Raw genomic sequence first — 20,487 nt, forward strand, 5'->3', positions numbered from 1 at the left:
CCACTGGGGAATATCGGACTCAACCATCCTGCCGTGGGGGCAGGAGGAGTTCACGCAGTCGAATGCAGGGGTGTGTTCGAGTGTGATTCCATGTGTGTCTCTCTGGGGGAGAAACCATGTTGAAGAAACTGGTGGTCATATGCCTGACCGCTGGCGCGCTGGTGCTGTCCGCACCCGCTGTCGCCTCCGCCGAAACCGGCTCGTACGCCGATCCACCAGGCGTCACCGTCGAGGATCCCGTCGTCGACGTCTGCGAGTCCTCGGCCATCGTGTTCGGCGCCGGGTACTTCGCGCCGGGTGAGAGTGTCGAGGTGGGAGTATCGGGAGCGAACGCCGCAGGGGCGTCGTACTCCGGCGGAGTCGCGAACGACGACGGGAGCCTGGAACTCTCGTTCCTGCCGCCGGCCGACGGCAACGGCTCGTACGACGTCACTTTCAGCGGCTCGCGCTCCTACACCGCGACGATCACGGTATCCAGCGGACACGACGCCGCTGTGAGCTGCAATCACGACCCCGCGGTCGGACTTGCAACCACCGGCGGCGAAGTCTCGCCGTGGATCATCGGGGGCGGCATCACCGCTCTCGCTGCGGGCGGAGTGCTCGTCGCAGCAGGTATCGCACGGCGCAAGCGTGCATAGGTTTGGTCACCGCGTAACGCGATGACCACTCGCCGGGCGGCGACGGTCCCTCCCCCTCCGACTGTCGTCGTCCGGTGTCGGCCGGTGCAAACCGGAAGGCCTGCTGCTCATCGCCATAGGCGATGAGCAGTGGGCCCCCTGTCACGGAGTCGGGGTCGGCGTCTGCGTCGGTGGATGCAGCGTCTGCTGCGCGAGATCGCGGATGAAGGCGTAGTCGGGCTCGAACTCGTCGACGCCGTTCTCTGGCACGAGCTCGATCGACGTGACCGGCAGCTCCTTCGCCTTCACCATCAGATCGAAGAACTCCGAAAGCTTGTCCCTGGGCAGGTCGGTGTCCACCAGCACCGTGCCGGCGGACGCGATGTCGTTGAACCGGGTGAGCACGTTCTCGGGCGTGAACTGATCGAGGATCGCGACCTGCAGCTCACGCTGGCGCTGCATGCGATCCCAGTCGCTGGTCGTGTACCGCGAACGGGCGTACCACTGGGCGGTGTCGCCGTTCATGTGCTGCTGCCCCGGCTCGATCCAGCCGATCGCCCACTCGTTGACGTCGGTGCCGGTCCAGCCCTCCGGCGGGCCGCCCTTCGGCAGACGCTCCGTGACGTTGATGTCCACGCCGCCGAGGGCATCGATCATGGCGGCGAAGCCGTTCATGTCGATGAAGATGTAGTACGGGATCTCGATCCCGAGGATTCCCTCCGCGGCATCCTTCGTCCCCTCGATGCCCGGCGCGGAACCGTGCGCGGCAGCATCCGGATACAGCTCGGCTCCCTCGTCATCGCGACAGACCTCGGCCGCGTAGCGGATGTGGTTCATCCAGCCGTTCCAACCGCACGATGACGACGAGTGCCCCTCGAAACCGTCCGGGTACAGCGCCTGCATCGGGCTGTCCTCGCTGAACGGCGCGTTCGGCAGCTCGCGCGGTATTCCGAAGATCGTGGTCGCACCGGTGGTGGCGTTGACAGACACCACCGAGATGCTGTCGAAGCGCATCGAGTCGCGGCCATCGCCGCTGTCTGCGCCGAGGAGCAGGATGTTGTAGTAACCGTCGCTCGGCTCGACGCTCGGACCGCTCTGGCCGAAGATGTCGTCGATCGCTCCCTTGCTGGAGCCTGCGACGGTGGCCGCGTAGCCGGCTCCCCCGCCGAGGAGCCCCACGATGATCAGCGCCACGACCGGAATCGCCAGACGCGAGGCAGACGGCACCTTCACCAGGCGCACCAGCCGCAGAGTGTCGAAGGTCAGCACGATCCACAGCAGCGCGTACGCGACGAACAGCACCTGGAGCAGCGTCAGCACGAACCAGTTCGTGACCACCGAGATGAGCACCGAACGCCAGAACAGTGCGGAGACGACCGCGAGCACCACGAGGAACCAGCTCAGCAGCGTGGCCACCAGGCCGAACCGGCCGAGTCGGCGGTTACCGCCGGCGAGGACCTGCGCGGATCCGGGAACCAGCACGTTCATCGCGACCAGCCACCACCCGCGACGCCCCATGAAAGCAGGATCGGCCGCATCGGGATTGCGCAGTGGACGGGTCTCGATCAGACGGCGCCCGCTCCGTATCGCCGCACTGGGAGCGGCAACTGTCACAGGGAGCCCTTCAGTCGTTCGTTCTTCTCCGCGACCTGCGACTCGAGCGTGCGTGCGTACTCCTCGAGCAGGTCCGCGATCGCAGCATCCGATGCGCCGAGGATACGAGCCGCGAGAATGCCGGCGTTGCGAGCACCGCCGATCGACACTGTGGCGACCGGGATGCCGGCCGGCATCTGCACGATCGAGAGCAGCGAGTCCATCCCGTCGAGGTATGCGAGCGGCACCGGAACCCCGACGACCGGCAGCGGAGTCATCGACGCGAGCATGCCGGGCAGGTGCGCTGCTCCCCCGGCGCCGGCGATGATGACGCGGACGCCCCTGCCCCGCGCATCCCGCGCGTACTGCATCAGTTTGTCTGGCGTGCGGTGCGCCGAGACGACCTCGACCTCGTGCGCGATGCCGAATTCGGTGAGGGCCTGGGAGGCGTCGCTCATCACGCGCCAGTCGGAGTCGGATCCCATCACGACGCCGACGACGGGCGCAGCGGAGGAGTGCAGTGGCTCAGTCACGTCCCCAGGGTACTTTCTGCTGCCCGGGTTCTCCTGAACGGCGCGCGCTTTCTCAGCCGCTTCGCGAACCGCGCCGCCGTCCATCCGCTGTTCATCCCCGCGACCGATCCATGTCATCGCTGCGGCCCACGCCGGTCACCGGACGCCGGTCGACTGGGCACCGGCCCGGACCGGCAGTCATCTTCGGTGCCCTGGCTCCCCTGACCTCAACAAAAGATCGGAAGGCGACTCTCCTGATGTCCCTCAGCGAGCACCGCACGAGAAGAAGAGAACTCGGCTCCTTGGCGATGACGGCCGCCGTCATCGGCGCCCTCGTCGCCCCGATGATCCCGACCACCGCTTTCGCCGCGGCGCCGGTCGGCATCGACGGCGACGGATCGGCTTCCGCCCCGTACGAGATCGACACACCAGCCGAACTGCGATCGGTGACCGAATGGATCAATGAGGACCCTGGCACTCGTGGCGCGTCGCACATCGACCTCGTCGGCGACATCGACATGGCGGGCGAGGCGCCGCTTCACGGCCTCGACACGTTCAAGGGGGTGCTCGACGGACAGGGGCATTCGATCACCGGAATCGTCTACGGGGACAGGAGCGCTCAGGACGGCCGTCTCGGACTCATCCAGCGACTCGAAGGCGGAACGGTCACGAATCTGACGCTGGATTCGGTGACAGCCGACAACGGCACCAGCACCGGCTTCGTCGCGGGAATCGCGGTCATCTCGGTCGGGGGAACGATCACGGGGAACTCCGTCATCAACGCCGAACTCAGCGCGGCATCCGCCGAGAAGGTCGGCGGGCTCGTCGCCGAGGCGGACGGCGGAACGATCACCGACAACCGTGTCGATGCGTCGATCACGGCTGCGGAGATGCCGGCCGGCATCTCCGCCTACGTGAAGAACAGCACCGTCATCGCACGCAACCTCGTCTCGGCGGACATCACCATGACGATCGGGGGCGGCAGCGAGGGGCAGAAGGGCAACAACGCCGGCATGGTCGTCGGCTACCCGGGAACCCCGAACTCGAGCAGCTTCACCGAGAACGTCGCGCTGTCGGGATCGATCACCTATGAGGGCAAGATCGACGGCTTCGTCGGACGGATCGTCGGATACACGGCCTACGACGGCTGGACCGCGTCGGGCAACCTCGCCAGCACCGACATCACGATCTCCGGCGCACGGGTCACCGGCCCCGGCACCAAGGAACAGCACGGCACCGACGCAGCCCCGGCCGAACTGGCGACGCAGGCGAGCTACGAGGCTCTGGGCTGGGACTTCGCGAATCGCTGGGCCTTCGACCCGGTGCTCGGTCATCCGGTGCCCAAGTACGCGTACACGTTGAACGGCGCGGGAACCGCAGAGGCACCGTTCGAAGTCGCGACCGCATCAGATCTCGAGTTCCTCGCCGAGCAGATCAACGCAGGCAACGCCCGATACACCGAAGCGACCGACTTCGCCCTCGTCGCCGATCTCGATTTCGCCGACCGCGGGCCATTCGTCGGCATCGACGACTTCACGGCGGTGCTCGAGGGCCAGGGCCACACCATCTCGAACATCACCTACGCGGCCAGCGCGGCATCGCCGCGGCTCGCACTGATCCGCGCGCTCACCGGAGGCACTGTCCGCGATCTCGTCCTCGACGGCGTGACCGCGCACAGCGGCAGCGACTCCGAGGGCGACTGGATCGGCGGACTCGCCGTGGTCGCGACCGATGCCACCATCGAGCGCGTGAGCGTCATCGGCGCCGACCTGCAGGGCGAGAACGCCGAGAAGGTCGCGGGCATCGCTGCAGAGCTCCGCGGAGCGAGCCGTGTTCAGGACAGCTGGGTCGACGGATCGATCACCGCGAAGAAGATGCCGGCCGGTATCAGCTCATACGCCCACAACTCGAGCGTCGTCCGCCGCAACCTGGTGTCGGCCACCGTCGTATCCATCGCCGACGGCGGCACAGGAACCCGTGGCATCGATGCCGCCCTCGTCGTCGCCTACCCCGGCAGCGGCAACGCGATCGAGATCACCGACAATGTCGCCTTCTCCGGCGGCGTCGACTACCGCGGCACCGCTCCCGGCTTCGCAGGGCGCATCCTCGGGTTCTACCAGAGCGACGGCGCCTACCGGGTCGCCAAGCTCTCGGGCAACCTCGCCAACTCGCAGATCGCGGTGGCCGGCTCGCCCGTCGCAGGCACCGCGACCGACCAGCACGGTGCGGACACCGACGCCGCCTCGCTCGGCGAACAGGCGACGTACGAAGAGCTCGGCTGGGATTTCGCGCAGAACTGGACCTTCGATGCGGATCTCGGCCATCCGGTGCCGAAGTTCGTGCACGCCGGCGATCTCCCCAACCGAATCACGACCACGTTCTTCGGCGACCCCACTGCGCAGCGCGCCTTCACCTGGTACGCCACGCTCGGCGAGACCGGCGCCGTGCAGCTGTCCACCTCGCGCGAGCTCACCGACCCCCTCGTCGTCGAGGCCGAGCGCAAGACCAGCCAGGACGGCGAGACCTTCTACCAGGCCGCCGCGACGGACCTGACTCCGGGAACGCGCTACTTCTATCGTCTGGGTGACCCAGACTCGCAGAACTGGAGCAGCCTCGGCAGCTTCGTCACGAGCGACGGCGAGTCCGACTTCACCTTCATCGATCTCACCGATACGCAGTCGCAGAACCTCGCGGAGGCCGAACTGTCGGCGTCGACCATGAGCAAGGCGCTGGCGACAGTGCCGTCGGCGGAGTTCCTGATGCACAACGGCGACGTCGTGGAGAACGGCGACCGCGAACAGGACTGGATCGATCTGCTCGACTCCGCACGCTCGAGCCTGCTCGCAACGACGATCGCCCCGGTGTCCGGCAACCACGACCAGGCGACCAACGCATTCGTCGATCACTTCGCGTTGGACGCGGCGAACGGCCAGGACACGACCACCGGTGCGTACTACTCCTTCGACTACAACGACGCGCACTTCGCGATGTTGAACACCAACGAGGACGGCACGCAGTCAGTATCGGACGCGCAGATCGAATGGCTCCGTCAGGATGTGACCGAAGCGCGCGAGCGCGGCGCCAAGTGGATCATCGTCACGATGCACAAGGGTATGTACACGACGGCGAATCACCTCGACGACGGCGACATCATCGCGATGCGCGACGCCCTCGTGCCGCTCATCGACGAGCTCGACATAGACCTCGTGCTGCAGGGCCACGACCACGTGATGAGCCGCACCAAGCAACTCGTCTCCGACCCGAACGGCGTCGAGAACGCAGCGGTCGTCGAGACCGACGTCATCACCGAGATCGTCGCAGGAAAGCGCACCGAGTACACCGTCGACGCTGAGGGCACGATCTACTTCCTGCCGAACACGGCCGGCGCCAAGCACTACACCCAGTCCACGACCGCCGGCAGCGGAATCGATCTGGAGGCGTATCTGCAGCTGTTCGACCGCACCGGTGAGCAGAGCACGGAGAACTTCGTCTCCGTGAACGTCACCGAGGGCCGGCTGACCGTCGATGTGTACGACATCCGAGACAAGGGACAGCCTCGTCTGTTCGAGAGTTTCGGCATCGATCGCGAGATCAGCCCTGTCGACGCGCAGATCGAGGCGCTGCCGGGCGTGGACGTACTCAAGACGTCAGATGCGGATGCTGTCGCAGCCGTGCGCGCGAGCGTCGATGCGCTCACATCCGCACAGCAGGGCGGCCTCGCGAACCTCACCGGTCTCGAGGAGCGGGAGGCCCGCATCCGTGAGCTGACCGGCGCCGTCGCCACCGACGGTTCGGAGATCGCCTGGTCGCAGACCGACGCGGAGCGCCGCCAGGCCATCACCGTGACCAACGGTGCGCGCACCGGCTTCACGGATGTACCGGTGCGGATCGAACTCACCGCGACCGGCGAATCGGATCCGAAGCGGATCGCTTTCACAACCACCGAGGGGCTGCCGGTTCCGTTCGAGGTGGAGTCGTGGAACCCCGACGGCACCTCGGTCGTCTGGGTTCGCCTGCCCGAAGTCGCCTCAGGCGCCACGACGTTCTGGGCCTACTACGGCACCGAGCAGCACGAGAACGACCCGACCGCCGTATGGGCAGAGGACTACTCGCTCGTCGAGCACTTCGCCTCCGCGCCCACCGCGGACGAATCGCTCATCGACTCCACCGGCACCCGCCACGGTCAACTCGTCGGCGACGCACCGACGGTGACGATCGACGCCGATGGCGACGGCGTCGCGCAGCTCGGCGGCGGACGGCTGCAGTACGCGGGCGACGTCGGCGGCGACCAGGACCGCATCGCGATCAGCTCGGTCGTCTCCCTCACCGAAGAACAGCGCGCCGCGCTCACCGGGAACGCGCCGATCGTCGCGAAGGAGCCCAAGGGCACTGAGGGTGTGGCCACCCTGTGGCAGGGCATCATCGCCGAGTCCGGCAGGGTGGGTGCTCGTCTGGCCGGGAACAGCTTCGAGTTCGGCACCGTGGATCTCAACAACCAGTTCGACTTCCCTGCAGACGGCGAGAAGCACCTGGTCACCCAGACCTACGACGGGATGACCTACACGGTGTTCATCGACGGCGAGGAGGTGCACTCGCAGATGGTGGAGTACCGGTCGACCTACGGGGACAGCAGCGTGCTCACCACGATCGGCGACTACTTCACGGCTGACGACACGCTCTCCTCCCCCTTCACCGGGTCGGTGTCCGACGTGCAGATCGCCGGAGTCGCCTTCTCCCCCGACTTCGAACGGTTCCGCTACGAGAACCTCCTCGGCGACGTCGTCGCGTACAGCGACATCGTCTCGCACTCGGGCGAACCGGTGACGCTCGTCGTCGGCAGCCCGAGTGCCGGAAGCGCCATCGAGGCAGGTCTCGTCGACGTCACCGGCACGCTCTCGCAGCGCGCCGACATCGTCGCCGTGGTCGACGGTGAGGAGGTCTCGCGCACTCCGCAGGACGCCGGTGCCTTCACCATCACGGTGCCGGTCAACGCCATCGGCGCGCAGACCCTCGTACTGCGAGCTGAGCGCGCCGGCTCCTCTGCGGAGGTGAGCATCGATCTGGACGTCTCCGACACGTCCGCGCCGCTGAGCCCAGCGGTGAGCGATGACTCGTCTGCCGCCCGGGGCGACGACGCGGAGATCACCTTGACGGTCGAGCCCGACTCAGACGACCGCGAGCGGCTCTCGACGACGTTCCACGCGAACGCCACCGTGCCGCTCACGGCCGAGAACACGACTGTGCGGACCGGGTCCACCGCCGACCGCACACCGGATGCGCTGCTGCCCGACAGCGGCGCCGTCACAGCGGATCTTCGCCCGACCACCGTCGGCGACGATGCGAACCCGTTCCAGATCTACGAGATCGCCCTCACCGAGGAGCAGGCCGCTCAGGAGCAGCTGCACTTCGCGTGGGCAGGTACCGGAGACGACCGTCGGGTATCCGCTTATCTGTGGGACGCAGTGACCTCGACCTGGGCGCTCGAAGACAGCGGGTCGGCGGCGGACGGTGAGGAGTTCGCCCTCGACATCACGGCGGATGCCGCGCAGAATGCGGTGTCATCCGAGCGGACGGTGTCGCTGCTGATCTGGCGAGGCCTCGACTCGTCGCCGTGGGCGGAGGGAACCGACTACACGGTCGAGCCCGAGCGCGCCGACTACGACTGGGGCCTTGACCACGTGCCAGACACGCAGTTGTACGCGCAGGCGACGCCGGAACTCATGGTCGACCAGTTCGATTACGTCGCCAAGCGCGCGCAGGAGCGCAACACCCGCCTCGTGCTGCAGGCCGGCGATCTCGTCAACCGCGAGTATCTGTCGCAGGAGTACCAGTGGCGAAACGCCGAAGAGGCGGTCACGCTCATCGAGGACGCCGATCTGCCGTACATGATCTCGTGGGGAAATCACGATTACTCCGACCCTCGCAACAACAGGGTGATGCTGCCGAAGTACTACCCGATGGAGAGGTTCGCGGCGAGCCTCGAAGGAAGTGAGTGGACGTTCGGCGAGAGCCAGAACATCGACAACTACTACTACACGGGCCAGCTGGACGGCGCGAACCTGCTGATGCTGACGGTCGGCTTCTTCTCATCCGACAACGCAGGCGATGCGGGCCTCGCGTGGGCTGCGGACGTGATCGCGGCCCACCCGGATCACACCGTGATCCTGGCGATGCACAACTCCGTGAACACCGGTGCGAACAACTGGTCGAACGGGAACATCACCGACCAGTTGATCGCGCCTTACTCCAACGTGAAGCTCGTGCTCGGCGGCCACATCACCGGTACCGGGGTGGCGTCGTACACGAGGGCGGACGGATCGATCGCGTACGGCATCCTCACCGACTACCAGGGACGCGTTTACGGCGGGCAGGAGTTCCTCCGTCACCTGTCGATCGATTCCGAGAACGGCCTCATCTACGCGAACACGTACTCGCCCCTGCTTGACGCGACGACCTCGGACGGGCCGTGGCACCAGGTGATCGACGAGACGACCATTCCTGGATTCCACGGCGCCGAATCCGAGAACTTCGTGCTGGAACTCGACCTGGGCGGATCCACGACACGGACGGTGGCGACCTCGTCGCTGTCGCTCGCCGTCGGCGACCCTGTGCAGGTCGGAGCCTCGGTGGAGAGCGTCGGTGATGAGAAGGTGGAGATGGTGCTGAGCGGTGCCGTTCCCGGGGTCGAGTACGAGTGGTATGCCGACCTCAAGGACGCCGCGGGCAACGTCACTCGCAGCCCGGTATCGCTGTTCACCATCGCGGAGAACAACGCCGAGCGTCCGAGCGCACCCCAGGACGTCACTGCATCCGCGGTCGCCGCCGACACGGTGCGCGTGAACTGGACTCCTCCGCAGAACGATGGCGGATCGGCAGTACTCCGCTATGAGGTGACCGTCGGCGACCGGACGACGACCGTCGACGGCAGCACACTCTCGGCGGATGTCAGCGGGCTCGCCGTCGGCACTCACGCGGTGACGGTGCGCGCGGAGAACGCCGCGGGCTGGTCGGAGAACTCCGAACCTGTCGAGATCGTGCTCATCGGCGATGAGATACCCTCGCCGAGCATCTCGGTGACCGGTTCGTTCGTCCCCGGCGGAACGATCGAGGTGAACGGCTCCGCCTTCGCGGCACAGAGCGAGTACGCGCTCGAGTTGCACTCCGACCCGGTGTCGCTCGGCGACGTGATGACGGACGGTGCCGGCGCGTTCAGCGCGACGGCGAGCATCCCTGCATCCGTCGCCGCCGGCGTGCACGAGGTCATCGTGATGCAGAACGGAACCGTCATCGCCTCCGCGCAGATCCTCATCAGCGCGGGAGCCGACGGCGGTGCAGGCGACGGGGGCGCAGGCGGAAACGTCGACCCGAACGAGGGCGTCGGCGGCCACCTGCCTGCGACCGGTGCCGACTACGCCTGGCTCGGCTGGGTCGCGGGAGGCGCGATGCTCGTGCTCGCCCTCGGCGCGGTGCTGATGATCCGACGCCGTCGGATGGCACTCACCGAGTGATCGGAACGGTCTGAGCGACGCAGAACGCCTCCCTGCCCGTCGAAAGGCAGGGAGGCGTTCTGCGTTGCTGAATGACCCGCCGAACTCAGGCGAAGTGGGCGGCTGCGGCGCGCGCGGTGTAGACGACGTCGTCGAGGTCGTCGCCCACGACGTTCACGTGACCGACCTTGCGCCCCGGGCGTGCGGCCTTGCCGTACGTGTGGATCTTCGCCGACGGATGCTCCGACATCGCGGCGTCGAAGCGGTCTTCGAATGCGCCCTCAGCAGGGCCACCGAGGATGTTCACCATCGCCGCCCATGCCGCACGGGGCGAGGCATCGCCCAGCGGAAGATCGGCGACCGCGCGCAGGTGCTGCTCGAACTGCCCGGTGACGGCTCCGTCCTGGCTCCAATGTCCGCTGTTGTGCGGGCGCATCGCGAGCTCGTTGACCAGGATGCGCTCATCGTCCGTCTCGAACAGCTCGACCGCCAGCATCCCGGTCACACCGAGTCCGTCTGCGATCTGCCGCCCGATCCCCTCGGCGACCTGCACCAGCCGCTCACTCGTCCCCGGTGCGGGTGCGAAGACCTCTGCACAGACCCCGTCACGCTGCACGGTCTCCACGACGGGGTACGCGACCACCTGTCCGCTCGGCCGGCGCGCGACCTGCTGAGCGAGTTCGCGAGTGAACGACACGAGTTCTTCCACGAGCAGCGCATCGCCTGCGCCGGTCGTCTCGTCGGCTGCGAGGGCATCGAACCAGTCGGCGGCGTCCTCAGCGGCGCGCACGACACGCACGCCCTTGCCGTCGTACCCGCCACGCGGGGTCTTCACGACGGCCCTGCCGCCGTGGTCGTCGAGGAACGTCTGCAGCTCGGCGGCGTTGCGCACGGCGGCCCAATCCGGCTGCGGCACGCCGAGTTCGGCGAGGCGCGCACGCATGACGAGCTTGTCCTGCGCGTACTGCAGGGCGTCCGGACCCGGATGCACGGCTACTCCTTCGGCGACAAGCGCGTGCAGAACGTCCTGGGGCACGTGCTCGTGATCGAACGTGACGACGTCGACGTCCTTGACGAACGCGCGCACCGTGTCGAGGTCGCGATAGTCCCCCACTGCGGTCGCCGCCAACTGCGCCGACATCCCTTCGGTCTCAGCCAGCACCCGGATGTCGAGCCCCAGCTCCACCGCCGGAGCGATCATCATCCTGGCCAGCTGTCCGCCGCCGATCACTCCTACACGCAACGCCATCGAGATCTCCGTTCGTCGCGTCCATTCTCTCGCATGGCGTGGGACGTTTCGACTCGCTGGCGCTCGCTCAACGCGTTTCGTCTCGCTGCGCTCGCTCAACGACCCGCGAAGGAGGGGTGCGCTCAGTGGTCGGAGTCGGGATCGGACATCGACTGCGCGTCGCGGTGAGCGAGGATCTGGTTCACTTCGATCTGATCCGCCAGAGCCTCGTGCACGAGTGTGACGTTGGGCACGTTCGCGAGCCGCAACGGGGTGTCGACCCCGTTGGAGAGTGTGATGGTTCCCGCACCCCACATGCGCTGCACGACACCCCGCCGCACGCCGATCGAGTACCCGCGCACGTGGGACATCTCACGACTCCGTCGCGCGCCCATCCCCTCGCGCACGACCACGCGCCGCGTGGTGACCACATAACTGCGCGATGCCCAGATGAGAAACGGAATCAGCACGCCGAACAGCACCAGGGCGGCAGCTGCGGCGATCAGCATCCAGTCCTCGAAACCGGCAGGAAGGTTGCCGTAGAAGAAGCCAGTGGCGCCAGCGACCGCGATGAGCAGCAAGGCCGACCAGAACAGCCCCCGCGCATGACCGCGGAACCGCGCGATGAGAAGCTCTTCGGCGGGTGCGCCTGGCGGCGGCATCATCGGCCGCCCTCCGAGTGTCACGGGCTGGGTCACCACTCCATTGTGCCTGGCACCACGGACATCGTCCGCCAGCGGTCGGCGTGTCCCGCGCGGGCGGTGGGATGTTCGCTCACCTGAGGCTCGCGTGCACGACGTCGCCCGCCGCGATCAGATGCTCGACGCCGTCACTGCTGACGCAGAGCCGCCCGTCCGGTTCCAGGCGCAGCGCGGTGCCGTGCAGGACCGTGCCGTCTGGCAGCGAGACGTCGACCTCTCGTCCGAGGCTGGCGCAGCGCGCCGACACCGCGGCGTGCACGCCGCTGCGCACAGCATCCCCCCACATGACGAGCGACGCGACGAGATCGCCCAACCGGCCGACATATGCGGCGACGAGCAGATCGGCGTCAGCGCTCTCGCCCAGGGCGGCGAACGACGTCGCCGTGGGAACCGGCAACTGCTGCCCGGTCATCGCAGTGTTGACGCCGGCGCCGACGATGACCGCGTCACCGGTCGATTCGGCCAGGATGCCGCAGATCTTGCCCCCGTCGACCAGGACGTCGTTCGGCCACTTGACGCCGACGTCGTGACCAGGGAGCTGTGCGGAGACGGCCTGCGCCATCGCCACTCCGGCGATGAGAGGGATCCATCCCATCGCTTCCGGCGAGGATGGCAGGTCTCGGAGGAGAACCGAGATCGCCAGCGCGGAGCCGGCCGGCGACACCCAGGAGCGGTCGAGCCTCCCCCTTCCGGCCGTCTGGTTGTCGGTGAGGAGCACCGACAGGTGCGGCCACGCCTCGGTGTCGGACGAGAGCACGCGCAATGCCGCGTTCGTCGATGCGGACTCGTCGATCACCTCGAAACGGGATGCGACGGCTTCGGCCTCTGGGAACTGCATGACCGTCAGTCTACGGAGCGGGAGTGTCCGGCTTCAGAGTCGCGCATCGCTGATCCAGTCTTCGTCCAACGCAAGCAGCGTCGCGTCGCTGGTCAAGAACGTGAACCGTTCCTGCTTGGCCTGCGCGAGCAGAAGCCGATCGAACGGATCATGCCTGGCGAGAGATTCGAATCCCAGCAGGGTCCGGGCGTGTGAAGCAAGCAGCGGAAGCTCGGTCAGGCCCGACGATCGGAAGATCTCGGGGAACGTCTCACCCCCGGGCAGCGACATACGCCCCAGCATGTGTTTGATCGTGATCTCGGTGACGGATACTGACGAGTAGTGCACCTGAGTCGCGGCATCTATGCTCCTGCGGCTCGCCTGACCGAGTCGGGGGCTGTCGTGCACCAGCCAGATCAGCGCGTTCGTGTCGAGCAGCATCAGCTGCGTCGCCCGTAGAACAGCTCGTTGATCTCGTCGTCCACGCCGTCGAACAACGACGTATCGTGCTCGGGTTCGTCTGCCGCGAGACCGTAGACGACAGTGAGCTCACGGTGAGGGACGATGTCCACAAGCGGTCGGCCCGCACGCGCGATCGTGACCTTCTCGCCTTCGAGAACGCGTGCGATCAGCGAAGAGAGCTGACTCTTCGCTTCGTGCATGTTCATCTGGGTCATCGTCCTAGCTTAGCTAAGTCGGGCCCGCTCTGAAAGAGGTTCCGGGGGGCTCAACCGTGGAGCTCTTCGTCTTTGTCCTCTTCGTCGTCGTCGTCCTCGTCGGACTTGATCGTGCCCATCTCGCGGATCTGCCACTCATCCCACTCGGCCATCAGCTGAGCGATCGCGGCGTGGAACTTCGTGGTGGCGACGCCCGGCGTCGTGTCGCCGAAATAACGCTGCACCCACATGCGCAGCTTCTTGATGGCGTCCTCGTCGCCACGGACGCGTTCGACTTCGCGCACGACGTCGGCCGCGGCATCCGCGCTCAGCCACTCGCAGTCGGAGAGGTACCCGCCGGTGTCGACTGACGCGCGCTCGTCGACCGGGCGGGTGATCATGAGGGGCTTGCCGGCCGCGAGACGGTCGTAGACCATCGCCGAGATGTCGACGATCGCGACGTCGGCGGAGGCGAGTTGCCAGCCGAGCTCTGGACCGTCGTCGTAGACGTGCTGTGCGCGGGGGTCCGCATTGTTCGCCGCAGCGATCGCCGCGATGATTCGTCGGTGTGCGGCACCGTACTCGTCGTCGACGACGCCGCTGCGCGGGTGAGGACGATAGACGACACGGTGCGTTCCGGTCGCCAGCAGTGCACCTACGAGAGTCTCGCCATGAGTGACGATCGATCCATAGTGCGCGCTGGGGCGATCGCCCTCCCACGTCGGGGCGTACAGCACGACGACGCGCTCATCGGGCGAGTAGGGCAGCGTGCCCGAGAAGTGATCGGCCTGCGGACGCCCGATCTCGATCGTGCGGCGGTCGACGTCGTAGTCCCAGAGCGTACGGGACAGACGATCACGCGCGGCCTGGCCTGCGACCAGCGCGTAGTCGTAGGCCTTGTACTGGTTCGTCGTCATGTACATCTTGTCGGACTCGCCGTGGTTGATGAACACGTGCCAGCGCCGGCCGTAGCGGAACATCTGAAAATTGCGCGTGTTCTGGTTCACGTACAGCACGACGCGGATGTCCTGGTCGCGGATGAAGCGCTCAAGATCGCGCACCGTCGGCACGAACGCGACCGGCGGCGCATCCTCCGCGATGAGGTGCTCCGCCCCGATCGGGTTGCGCGCGAGCACGACCACAGGCCAGAGCTTGTCGAGTTCGGCGAGCGGGCGGTACCACTGGCGCATCTGGTACATGTTCACCGCACCGTCTGCGAAGTACACCGCGACCCTGTAGTGCTGCTCCGGATGAGGAGGCATCGCCTCGAGGGTGCGTCTGACGCGCTGCACCGCCATGCGCGAGCGCACCGCCTTGCGCAGCAGGCGATACGCCTTCTTGACATCTTTTACAGCACCCACATGACAAGAGTACGCAGGCGGCGCCACCTCGCCATGACATGATCGGGGGGTGGCAGAGAACGATTCGGCAACGCCTTCGAACGGCGTGTCGTTCGTCATGCCCGTACTGAACGAACGCGCCTACCTCGAGCACGCCGTCGCCTCGGTGCTCGAGCAGGAGCTGGAAGGGCCCGCGGAGCTCGTCCTCGCACTCGGGCCTTCGACCGATGGGACGACCGAACTCGCGCAGCGCCTCGCCGCAGACGACGACCGCATCCGCCTGGTCGACAACCCCGACGCGCACATCCCCGTCGGCCTCAACGCCGCGATCCGCGCCAGCCGCTACCCGACGATCGTCAGGGTCGACGCGCACTCGGAGCTCTCCCCGGGATACGCGCATCGTGCGCTCGCGACCCTTCGCCGCACCGGTGCCGCGAACGTCGGCGGGGTGATGCGGGCCGACGGGCGCACGCCATTCCAGACCGCTGTCGCCCGCGCCTACAACTCTCCCATCGGACTCGGCGGCGGTGCGTACCACGGCACCGCTCACGAGGGTGAGGCTGAATCCGCCTATCTGGGTGTCATGCGCCGCACCGTGCTCGAGCAGGTCGGACTCTTCGACGAATCGATCCGTCGAGGTGAGGACTGGGAGCTGAACCTGCGCATCAGGCAGGCCGGGCACAAGGTGTGGCTCGATCCGCAGCTGTCGGTGACCTACTGGCCGCGCGAGAGCTGGTGGCGTCTGGCGCGTCAGTTCCGGGCCACCGGCGCCTGGCGAGGCGAACTCGTGCGGCGCTACGGCCGCAGCAACGGCCTGCGATTCTTCGCGCCGCCGGCACTGGTGCTCAACGTCGTACTCGCCCTGATCGTGGCGGTACTCCAGGTGACGGGCATTCTGAGCGGCGCCTGGTCGATCGTGGCATCCGTCGTCTATCTGCCCCTGGTCGCCTACCTCCTGCTCGTGATCGCGATGGCACTGCGCACGGGAGGCGGCAGAACCCCGCGCGAGCGCATCTGGACACTCGCGGTGCTTCCGACCATGCATCTGGCGTGGGGGGCGGGCTTCCTCGTCGGTGTGCTCCGGGGCGCCCGCGGCACCGTCGACGCCTCGCGCCTCGGTACGCAGAACACGCCGCTGCCATAGGCGCGCTACGCGTCGACGAACCCGAGATCCAGCAGCCGGGAGACCACCCGCTCGGCCGCATGCCCGTCGTCGCGGGAGTTGAACTGCCTGCGCCACGCGGCGTATCGCTCGGCGAAGAACCCGGGCAGCGATTCGTCCATGAGGGCGTCGGCGAGCTCGTTCTGCGTCGTCACCAGCGGCCCCGGCGCGCGTTCCGCGAGATCGAAATAGAACCCGCGCAGTTCGCCGCGATAGTGGTCGAGGTCGGGAACCATGAAGTACATCGGCTTGCCCGTCACGCTGTAGTCGAACATCACCGAGGAGTAGTCCGTGATGAGTGCGTCGGCGACCAGCAGCAGCCGTGCCGTCTCCGGATAGCCGGTCACATCGATCACCCGCGCACCGGACTGGTCGCGCCCAGGACGCAGCGTGCGCGAGTGCCCGCGCACCAGCACCACGGCATCCGTCTGCTCTGCGAGCAGCTGCGGGTCGACGAAATCGACGATCTCGCTGCGGTCATCGCGCCATGTCGGCGCATACAGCAGCACCCGCTCATCGGGACCGATGCCCAGCGCCCTGCGCGTCGCCGACCCGTCATCGGTGGTGAGGATGTCGTTGCGCGGGTAGCCGTCGGTCCAGATTGGCCGGCCGAAGAACGCGTATGCCTTCTTCAGGATGCGCTCCGAGTACGTGTTCTGGGCGAGCAGTACGTCCCAGCGGCGCGACTCTTTCACGACCGCGGCCATGCGCCTCGGGTCGAATCCGCGCCGATGCAGAGCGAGGCGTTTCAGCGGCGTCCCGTGCCACGTCTGCAGCACCTTCTGTCCCGCCTTGCGTGCGAAGCGGCGCCGCATCCAGTCGTTCACGACGAGCAGCCGCGCTGCTCCCCGCGCGCGCCACCACTCAGGGCTCCCCTCGACCACCGCGATCGCGCCCTCCGGGACGGCGATCGACATGTCGACGACGCTCCAGTACCTGGTGACATTCGGGGCGCGTGCCGCGAGCTCCCGGTCGATCGCCCGCGGGTTGCAGCCGACGCTCTGCCCGTAGAAGCTCTCGAAGAACACGGCGTTCTCGTCACCGCCGGCCTGAGCGACGTAGCGCTCCTCCAGCGTCGACTGCCCCTCGCTCGTCTCGTGGATCAACGCGAGCGGAGCGGCGATCTCGACGTGGGCACCGTGCAGGGCTATCCGCATGCTCGCGAGCAGCGAAGGGTCGATCTCGACGTCGTCGAGATCGACGCCGTCGACGCCCAGCGCGTACGATCCCGATGGCAGCGGTAGCTCTTCACTCCCCCAGCGGATGCTGCGAAGCGGGATGACCGCCTTCCAGGTCTTGCCCCCACCGGTGATCCTGCCCAACGCGCGCGCCCGCGGTCCTTCGAGCGTCGCCGTGGTCGGCTTCGGCCCCGTGCCTGCGATGACCAGTGTCTCCGCCTGCTCATCGATCCGGGCAGTCGTCATCGTGCTCCCTTCGGCGCGGGGATCCCCCGCAGGCGGATCGCCTGGTACACCCGACGGCTGTTGTGTCCGTCGCGGTATGCGTGCATCTGTGCGCTGAGCGTACTGGATCGCGAGGAACGCGCGGCGAACGCATCGCCGTCCGCGAGCAGCGCACCGAGCTGGGCGAGAAGATCGGTCCATTCGGTCGCCGCGTCGTCACCTGCGACGTCTTCGAATCGTCCGTAGAACCCGCGCGTGCGGGCGTAGTCCGCGGCATCCGGCGCGAGATACAGCACCGGCATTCCCAGAAGCCCCACGTCGTATGCCAAAGACGAGTAGTCGGTGATGAGCGTGTCGAAACGCGGCAGCGCGGGAGTGATGTCGGGGACGACGTCGGATCCCAGCATCCGCACTCGGGCGCTGGGCAGCGGCGGCTGATAGGCCCCGGCCCCCAGCGGGTGCGAACGGATGAAGAGCACGGCATTCTGCTCCTCGAGCAGCGCGATGATGCGCACCCATTCCGCGGCGGTCGGCACGGCGACGTCATCGCCGCCGTCGCGCCAGGTCGGTGCATACAGAAGTGCGCGAGCGTCCTCAGTGAGCGGACCGGACGCGGCATCGAGCAGGGCGGATGCCGTCTGCCGCCGCTCTTGGTCGGTGCCGGACGACAGCACGTCCACGCGCGGTTCCCCTGTGACGACGACGCGCGCATCGCCCAGTGCGAACGCGGACTCGAGCCGGCCCCGTGAGCGATCGGATGCCGCGGGCAGCACGCGGATGCGTTGTGCGGTGCGGCGGTACAGTAGAACCACCAGGCGCCGCAGCGGCCCCGCTCCTGGAACGTTCGGAACCTGCGTGGTCGCGGGTGAGTCGAGTCCGATGCGCTTGAGCGGGATGCCGTGCCACAGCTGCACGACGAATCCGCCCGAGACGGCATAGCGGTTCACATCGCCGAGACCATGCGTCACGACGAGCACGCCGGCGCGTGCGGTGGCCCACCAGCCGCGCAGCGACGACTTCGAGATCGTCGGGATGCCGAGAGCCGCGGCATCCGCTCGCTCACGAGCAGAGGAAGTGAGCCAGACGGCGTCGTGTCCCTCGGCCGTTGCGATCTTCCACATCGCCAGCGCGCCGTCGCCGATTCCTGCGCCGCAGCCGAACACCCAACGCTGTGCACGAGGCACCAGGGCAGCGCCTATTCCGCCGACGGCATACAACGGGATGCGAAGAAGCTTGGCCGCATTGCCGGAGCCGAAAGAGAAGGACGCCACCCCGCGAGCCTATCGCGGGGTGGCGTCCTTCTCTGGGAAACCAGTGGCTGCAGACCACCGATTCGGCCATGTCAGAGGCTGAGCTCTCCCAGTGTCACGTCGATGTCGTACGACTTGCCGTCGCGGACGTAGGTGAGGCTCGCATCGCTGCCGGCCGCCGCTGCACGCACCTGGGCGGTGAGGTCGGTGGCGCTCGCGATCGGTGCGCCGTTGAAGGCGGTCACGATGTCGCCCTTCCGCAGACCCGCGGTCTCGGCCGCACCGCCGCTCACAGGAGCGTCGGCGATGTACGCGCCGGCGACCTCGGATCCTTCCACAGATGATGCGTCGCTGACAGAGGCGCCGAGCAGACCGTGCGTCGCGGCGCCGTCCTCGATGATCTCCTCGGAGATGCGCTTGGCGACATCCGACGGGATCGCGAAACCCACGCCGATCGAGCCGGACTCCTCGGCACTGCCGGCGGTCGCGATGGCGACGTTGATGCCGATGAGCTTGCCCTCGCTGTCGACGAGCGCACCGCCCGAGTTTCCGGGGTTGATCGCGGCATCCGTCTGGATCACGGCGATCGAGATCGACTCGGTCGCGTTCTGGGTCTCGGTGCCTGGAAGGTCGAACTGGAACGGACCGCCCTCCTGACCGGAGTCGCCGCCGTCATCCTCGCTGTCCTGATCTGCCGAGTCCGGAAGTGCGGACGACGCGATCTGGATGCTGCGGTTCAGCGCGCTGACGATGCCGGTGGTGACCGAGTTCGATAGGCCGAGCGGTGCGCCGACGGCGACCGCTGTGGAGCCGACGTTGAGCTCGGACGAGTCCGCGAACTCGATCGGTGTCAGGTCCTCAGCGCCCTCGAGCTTGATGACCGCGAGGTCGTAGATCGGGTCGGTGCCGACGATCGTCGCGTTGTAGATGTGGCCGTCGGAGCCGGTCACCCTGATCGTGGGATCAGCGGCCGCACCGCCGAGGGTCACGACGTGCGTGTTCGTGAGAACGTAGCCGTCCTTGTTGAGGACGACACCGGATCCGCTGCCGGACGCGTTCTCGCCGGCGACCTCGATCGTGACGACCGAGGGCAGCACTGTGGTCGCGATCGCGGTGGTCTCGTTCACGGAGCCGGGGTTGTTCACAGTGATGGTGTCGGTCCCCGTTGCGGTGGAGCCGACCGGCTGCGACCAGAGGTTGCTGCCGAGGTAGCTGCCACCGAGCCCGGCCGCGCCACCGACGAGCGAGGCGGCGACGATCAGCGCGGCCACCTTGCCTGCGCCGAACGGCTTCTTGTCCTTGGTCTTCGTCGCGGTCTGCGTCGTCGTGCCGTCAGATGCGACCGAAGCGCTCGCAGCACCCGCGCCGTACTCGCCGAAGAGCGGCGTGGTCGGCTGAGTCTGGTGCGCCCTGGTGTGCTCGCCCTGCTCGGGATACGTCGGTGCGGGAATGCCGAACGCGGCGCCCTGTGCCTGATTTGACGGGGCCTGATCCGACGGGGCCTGGCTCGACGGGGCCTGGCTCGACGGGGCCTGGCTCGACGGGGCCTGGCTCGACGGGGCCTGGGCCGACGGGCCCTGAGCCGTCGGCGCGTGATGCGACGCGAACGACGCAGGCATGTCGTGACCGGCACCGCTGCCGCCCTGCTCCTGCGGCGCAGGCTGCTCGGGTGACGCGGACTCGTTGGTGTTCTTGTCTTCGTTCATGGTCTGCTCCTTCAA

14 protein-coding genes are annotated in these 20,487 nt (G+C 67.4%); 3 read left to right on the forward strand and 11 right to left on the reverse strand.

The window, feature by feature from the left end; translation table 11 throughout:
- Positions 1-116 precede the first annotated feature (116 nt).
- Complete coding sequence (locus IEV67_RS07215) at positions 117-638, forward strand: LAVTG motif-containing sortase-dependent surface protein (RefSeq protein WP_188435918.1); 522 nt, start codon at positions 117-119, stop codon at positions 636-638.
- Positions 639-779: 141 nt separating this feature from the next.
- Here IEV67_RS07215 and IEV67_RS07220 read toward each other — a convergent pair whose 3' ends face one another.
- Both IEV67_RS07220 and purE read right to left on the reverse strand, forming a co-directional pair.
- Positions 780-2,231 (reverse strand): LCP family protein, encoded by a 1,452-nt coding sequence (locus IEV67_RS07220; RefSeq protein ID WP_229702875.1) that lies wholly within the window; start codon positions 2,229-2,231, stop codon positions 780-782.
- A complete protein-coding gene (gene purE, locus IEV67_RS07225) occupies positions 2,228-2,695 on the reverse strand; it encodes a 5-(carboxyamino)imidazole ribonucleotide mutase (RefSeq protein ID WP_188436322.1) in 468 nt (155 codons plus the stop codon). Before purE ends, IEV67_RS07220 begins: the two co-directional genes overlap by 4 nt.
- A gap of 284 nt (positions 2,696-2,979) precedes the next feature.
- Between purE and IEV67_RS07230 the strand changes: the two genes are divergently transcribed.
- Complete coding sequence (locus IEV67_RS07230) at positions 2,980-10,230, forward strand: metallophosphoesterase (RefSeq protein WP_188435919.1); 7,251 nt, start codon at positions 2,980-2,982, stop codon at positions 10,228-10,230.
- Between the two features lie 85 nt (positions 10,231-10,315).
- On the opposite strand, the gene IEV67_RS07235 is transcribed toward IEV67_RS07230, so the two are convergent.
- The 6 genes from IEV67_RS07235 to IEV67_RS07260 form a co-directional block, all read right to left on the reverse strand.
- A complete protein-coding gene (locus IEV67_RS07235) occupies positions 10,316-11,458 on the reverse strand; it encodes a 5-(carboxyamino)imidazole ribonucleotide synthase (protein ID WP_188435920.1) in 1,143 nt (380 codons plus the stop codon).
- Positions 11,459-11,580: 122 nt separating this feature from the next.
- Complete coding sequence (locus tag IEV67_RS07240; protein WP_229702877.1) at positions 11,581-12,135, reverse strand: PH domain-containing protein; 555 nt, start codon at positions 12,133-12,135, stop codon at positions 11,581-11,583.
- 76 nt (positions 12,136-12,211) lie between these two features.
- A complete protein-coding gene (locus IEV67_RS07245; protein WP_188435921.1) occupies positions 12,212-12,976 on the reverse strand; it encodes a biotin--[acetyl-CoA-carboxylase] ligase in 765 nt (254 codons plus the stop codon).
- A 33-nt stretch (positions 12,977-13,009) separates the two neighbouring features.
- Positions 13,010-13,396: a type II toxin-antitoxin system VapC family toxin gene (locus IEV67_RS07250; protein ID WP_188435922.1), complete on the reverse strand. Its 387-nt coding sequence runs from the start codon at positions 13,394-13,396 to the stop codon at positions 13,010-13,012.
- Positions 13,396-13,632: a type II toxin-antitoxin system Phd/YefM family antitoxin gene (locus tag IEV67_RS07255; protein WP_188435923.1), complete on the reverse strand. Its 237-nt coding sequence runs from the start codon at positions 13,630-13,632 to the stop codon at positions 13,396-13,398. Before IEV67_RS07255 ends, IEV67_RS07250 begins: the two co-directional genes overlap by 1 nt.
- A gap of 50 nt (positions 13,633-13,682) precedes the next feature.
- On the reverse strand, positions 13,683-14,972 hold the full coding sequence (locus tag IEV67_RS07260; protein WP_188435924.1) for a CDP-glycerol glycerophosphotransferase family protein: 1,290 nt from the start codon (positions 14,970-14,972) through the stop codon (positions 13,683-13,685).
- Positions 14,973-15,021: 49 nt separating this feature from the next.
- Here IEV67_RS07260 and IEV67_RS07265 point away from each other — a divergent pair, with 49 nt between their 5' ends.
- Complete coding sequence (locus IEV67_RS07265; RefSeq protein ID WP_505712048.1) at positions 15,022-16,095, forward strand: glycosyltransferase family 2 protein; 1,074 nt, start codon at positions 15,022-15,024, stop codon at positions 16,093-16,095.
- Between the two features lie 5 nt (positions 16,096-16,100).
- Here the strand turns inward: IEV67_RS07265 and IEV67_RS07270 are convergent, their stop codons facing one another.
- The 3 genes from IEV67_RS07270 to IEV67_RS07280 form a co-directional block, all read right to left on the reverse strand.
- The gene (locus IEV67_RS07270; RefSeq protein ID WP_188435925.1) at positions 16,101-17,537 is read right to left on the reverse strand and encodes a CDP-glycerol glycerophosphotransferase family protein; all 1,437 of its coding nucleotides are present in this window, start codon (positions 17,535-17,537) and stop codon (positions 16,101-16,103) included.
- A complete protein-coding gene (locus tag IEV67_RS07275) occupies positions 17,534-18,787 on the reverse strand; it encodes a CDP-glycerol glycerophosphotransferase family protein (RefSeq protein ID WP_188435926.1) in 1,254 nt (417 codons plus the stop codon). Before IEV67_RS07275 ends, IEV67_RS07270 begins: the two co-directional genes overlap by 4 nt.
- 71 nt (positions 18,788-18,858) lie before the next feature.
- Positions 18,859-20,472: a S1C family serine protease gene (locus tag IEV67_RS07280; protein WP_188435927.1), complete on the reverse strand. Its 1,614-nt coding sequence runs from the start codon at positions 20,470-20,472 to the stop codon at positions 18,859-18,861.
- Between the last annotated feature and the right edge of the window lie 15 nt (positions 20,473-20,487).

The organism is Microbacterium murale, assembly GCF_014635185.1.
Taxonomy (GTDB): Bacteria; Actinomycetota; Actinomycetes; order Actinomycetales; family Microbacteriaceae; genus Microbacterium; species Microbacterium murale.

Coding starts and splice junctions, on each gene's coding strand:
- purE (WP_188436322.1), bottom strand. CDS start 2,695: ATGGGATCCGACTCCGACTGGCGCGTGATGAGCGACGCCTCCCAGGCC.
- IEV67_RS07255 (WP_188435923.1), bottom strand. CDS start 13,632: ATGACCCAGATGAACATGCACGAAGCGAAGAGTCAGCTCTCTTCGCTG.
- IEV67_RS07245 (WP_188435921.1), bottom strand. CDS start 12,976: ATGCAGTTCCCAGAGGCCGAAGCCGTCGCATCCCGTTTCGAGGTGATC.
- IEV67_RS07215 (WP_188435918.1), top strand. CDS start 117: ATGTTGAAGAAACTGGTGGTCATATGCCTGACCGCTGGCGCGCTGGTG.
- IEV67_RS07250 (WP_188435922.1), bottom strand. CDS start 13,396: ATGCTGCTCGACACGAACGCGCTGATCTGGCTGGTGCACGACAGCCCC.
- IEV67_RS07230 (WP_188435919.1), top strand. CDS start 2,980: ATGTCCCTCAGCGAGCACCGCACGAGAAGAAGAGAACTCGGCTCCTTG.
- IEV67_RS07235 (WP_188435920.1), bottom strand. CDS start 11,458: ATGGCGTTGCGTGTAGGAGTGATCGGCGGCGGACAGCTGGCCAGGATG.
- IEV67_RS07270 (WP_188435925.1), bottom strand. CDS start 17,537: ATGACGACTGCCCGGATCGATGAGCAGGCGGAGACACTGGTCATCGCA.
- IEV67_RS07280 (WP_188435927.1), bottom strand. CDS start 20,472: ATGAACGAAGACAAGAACACCAACGAGTCCGCGTCACCCGAGCAGCCT.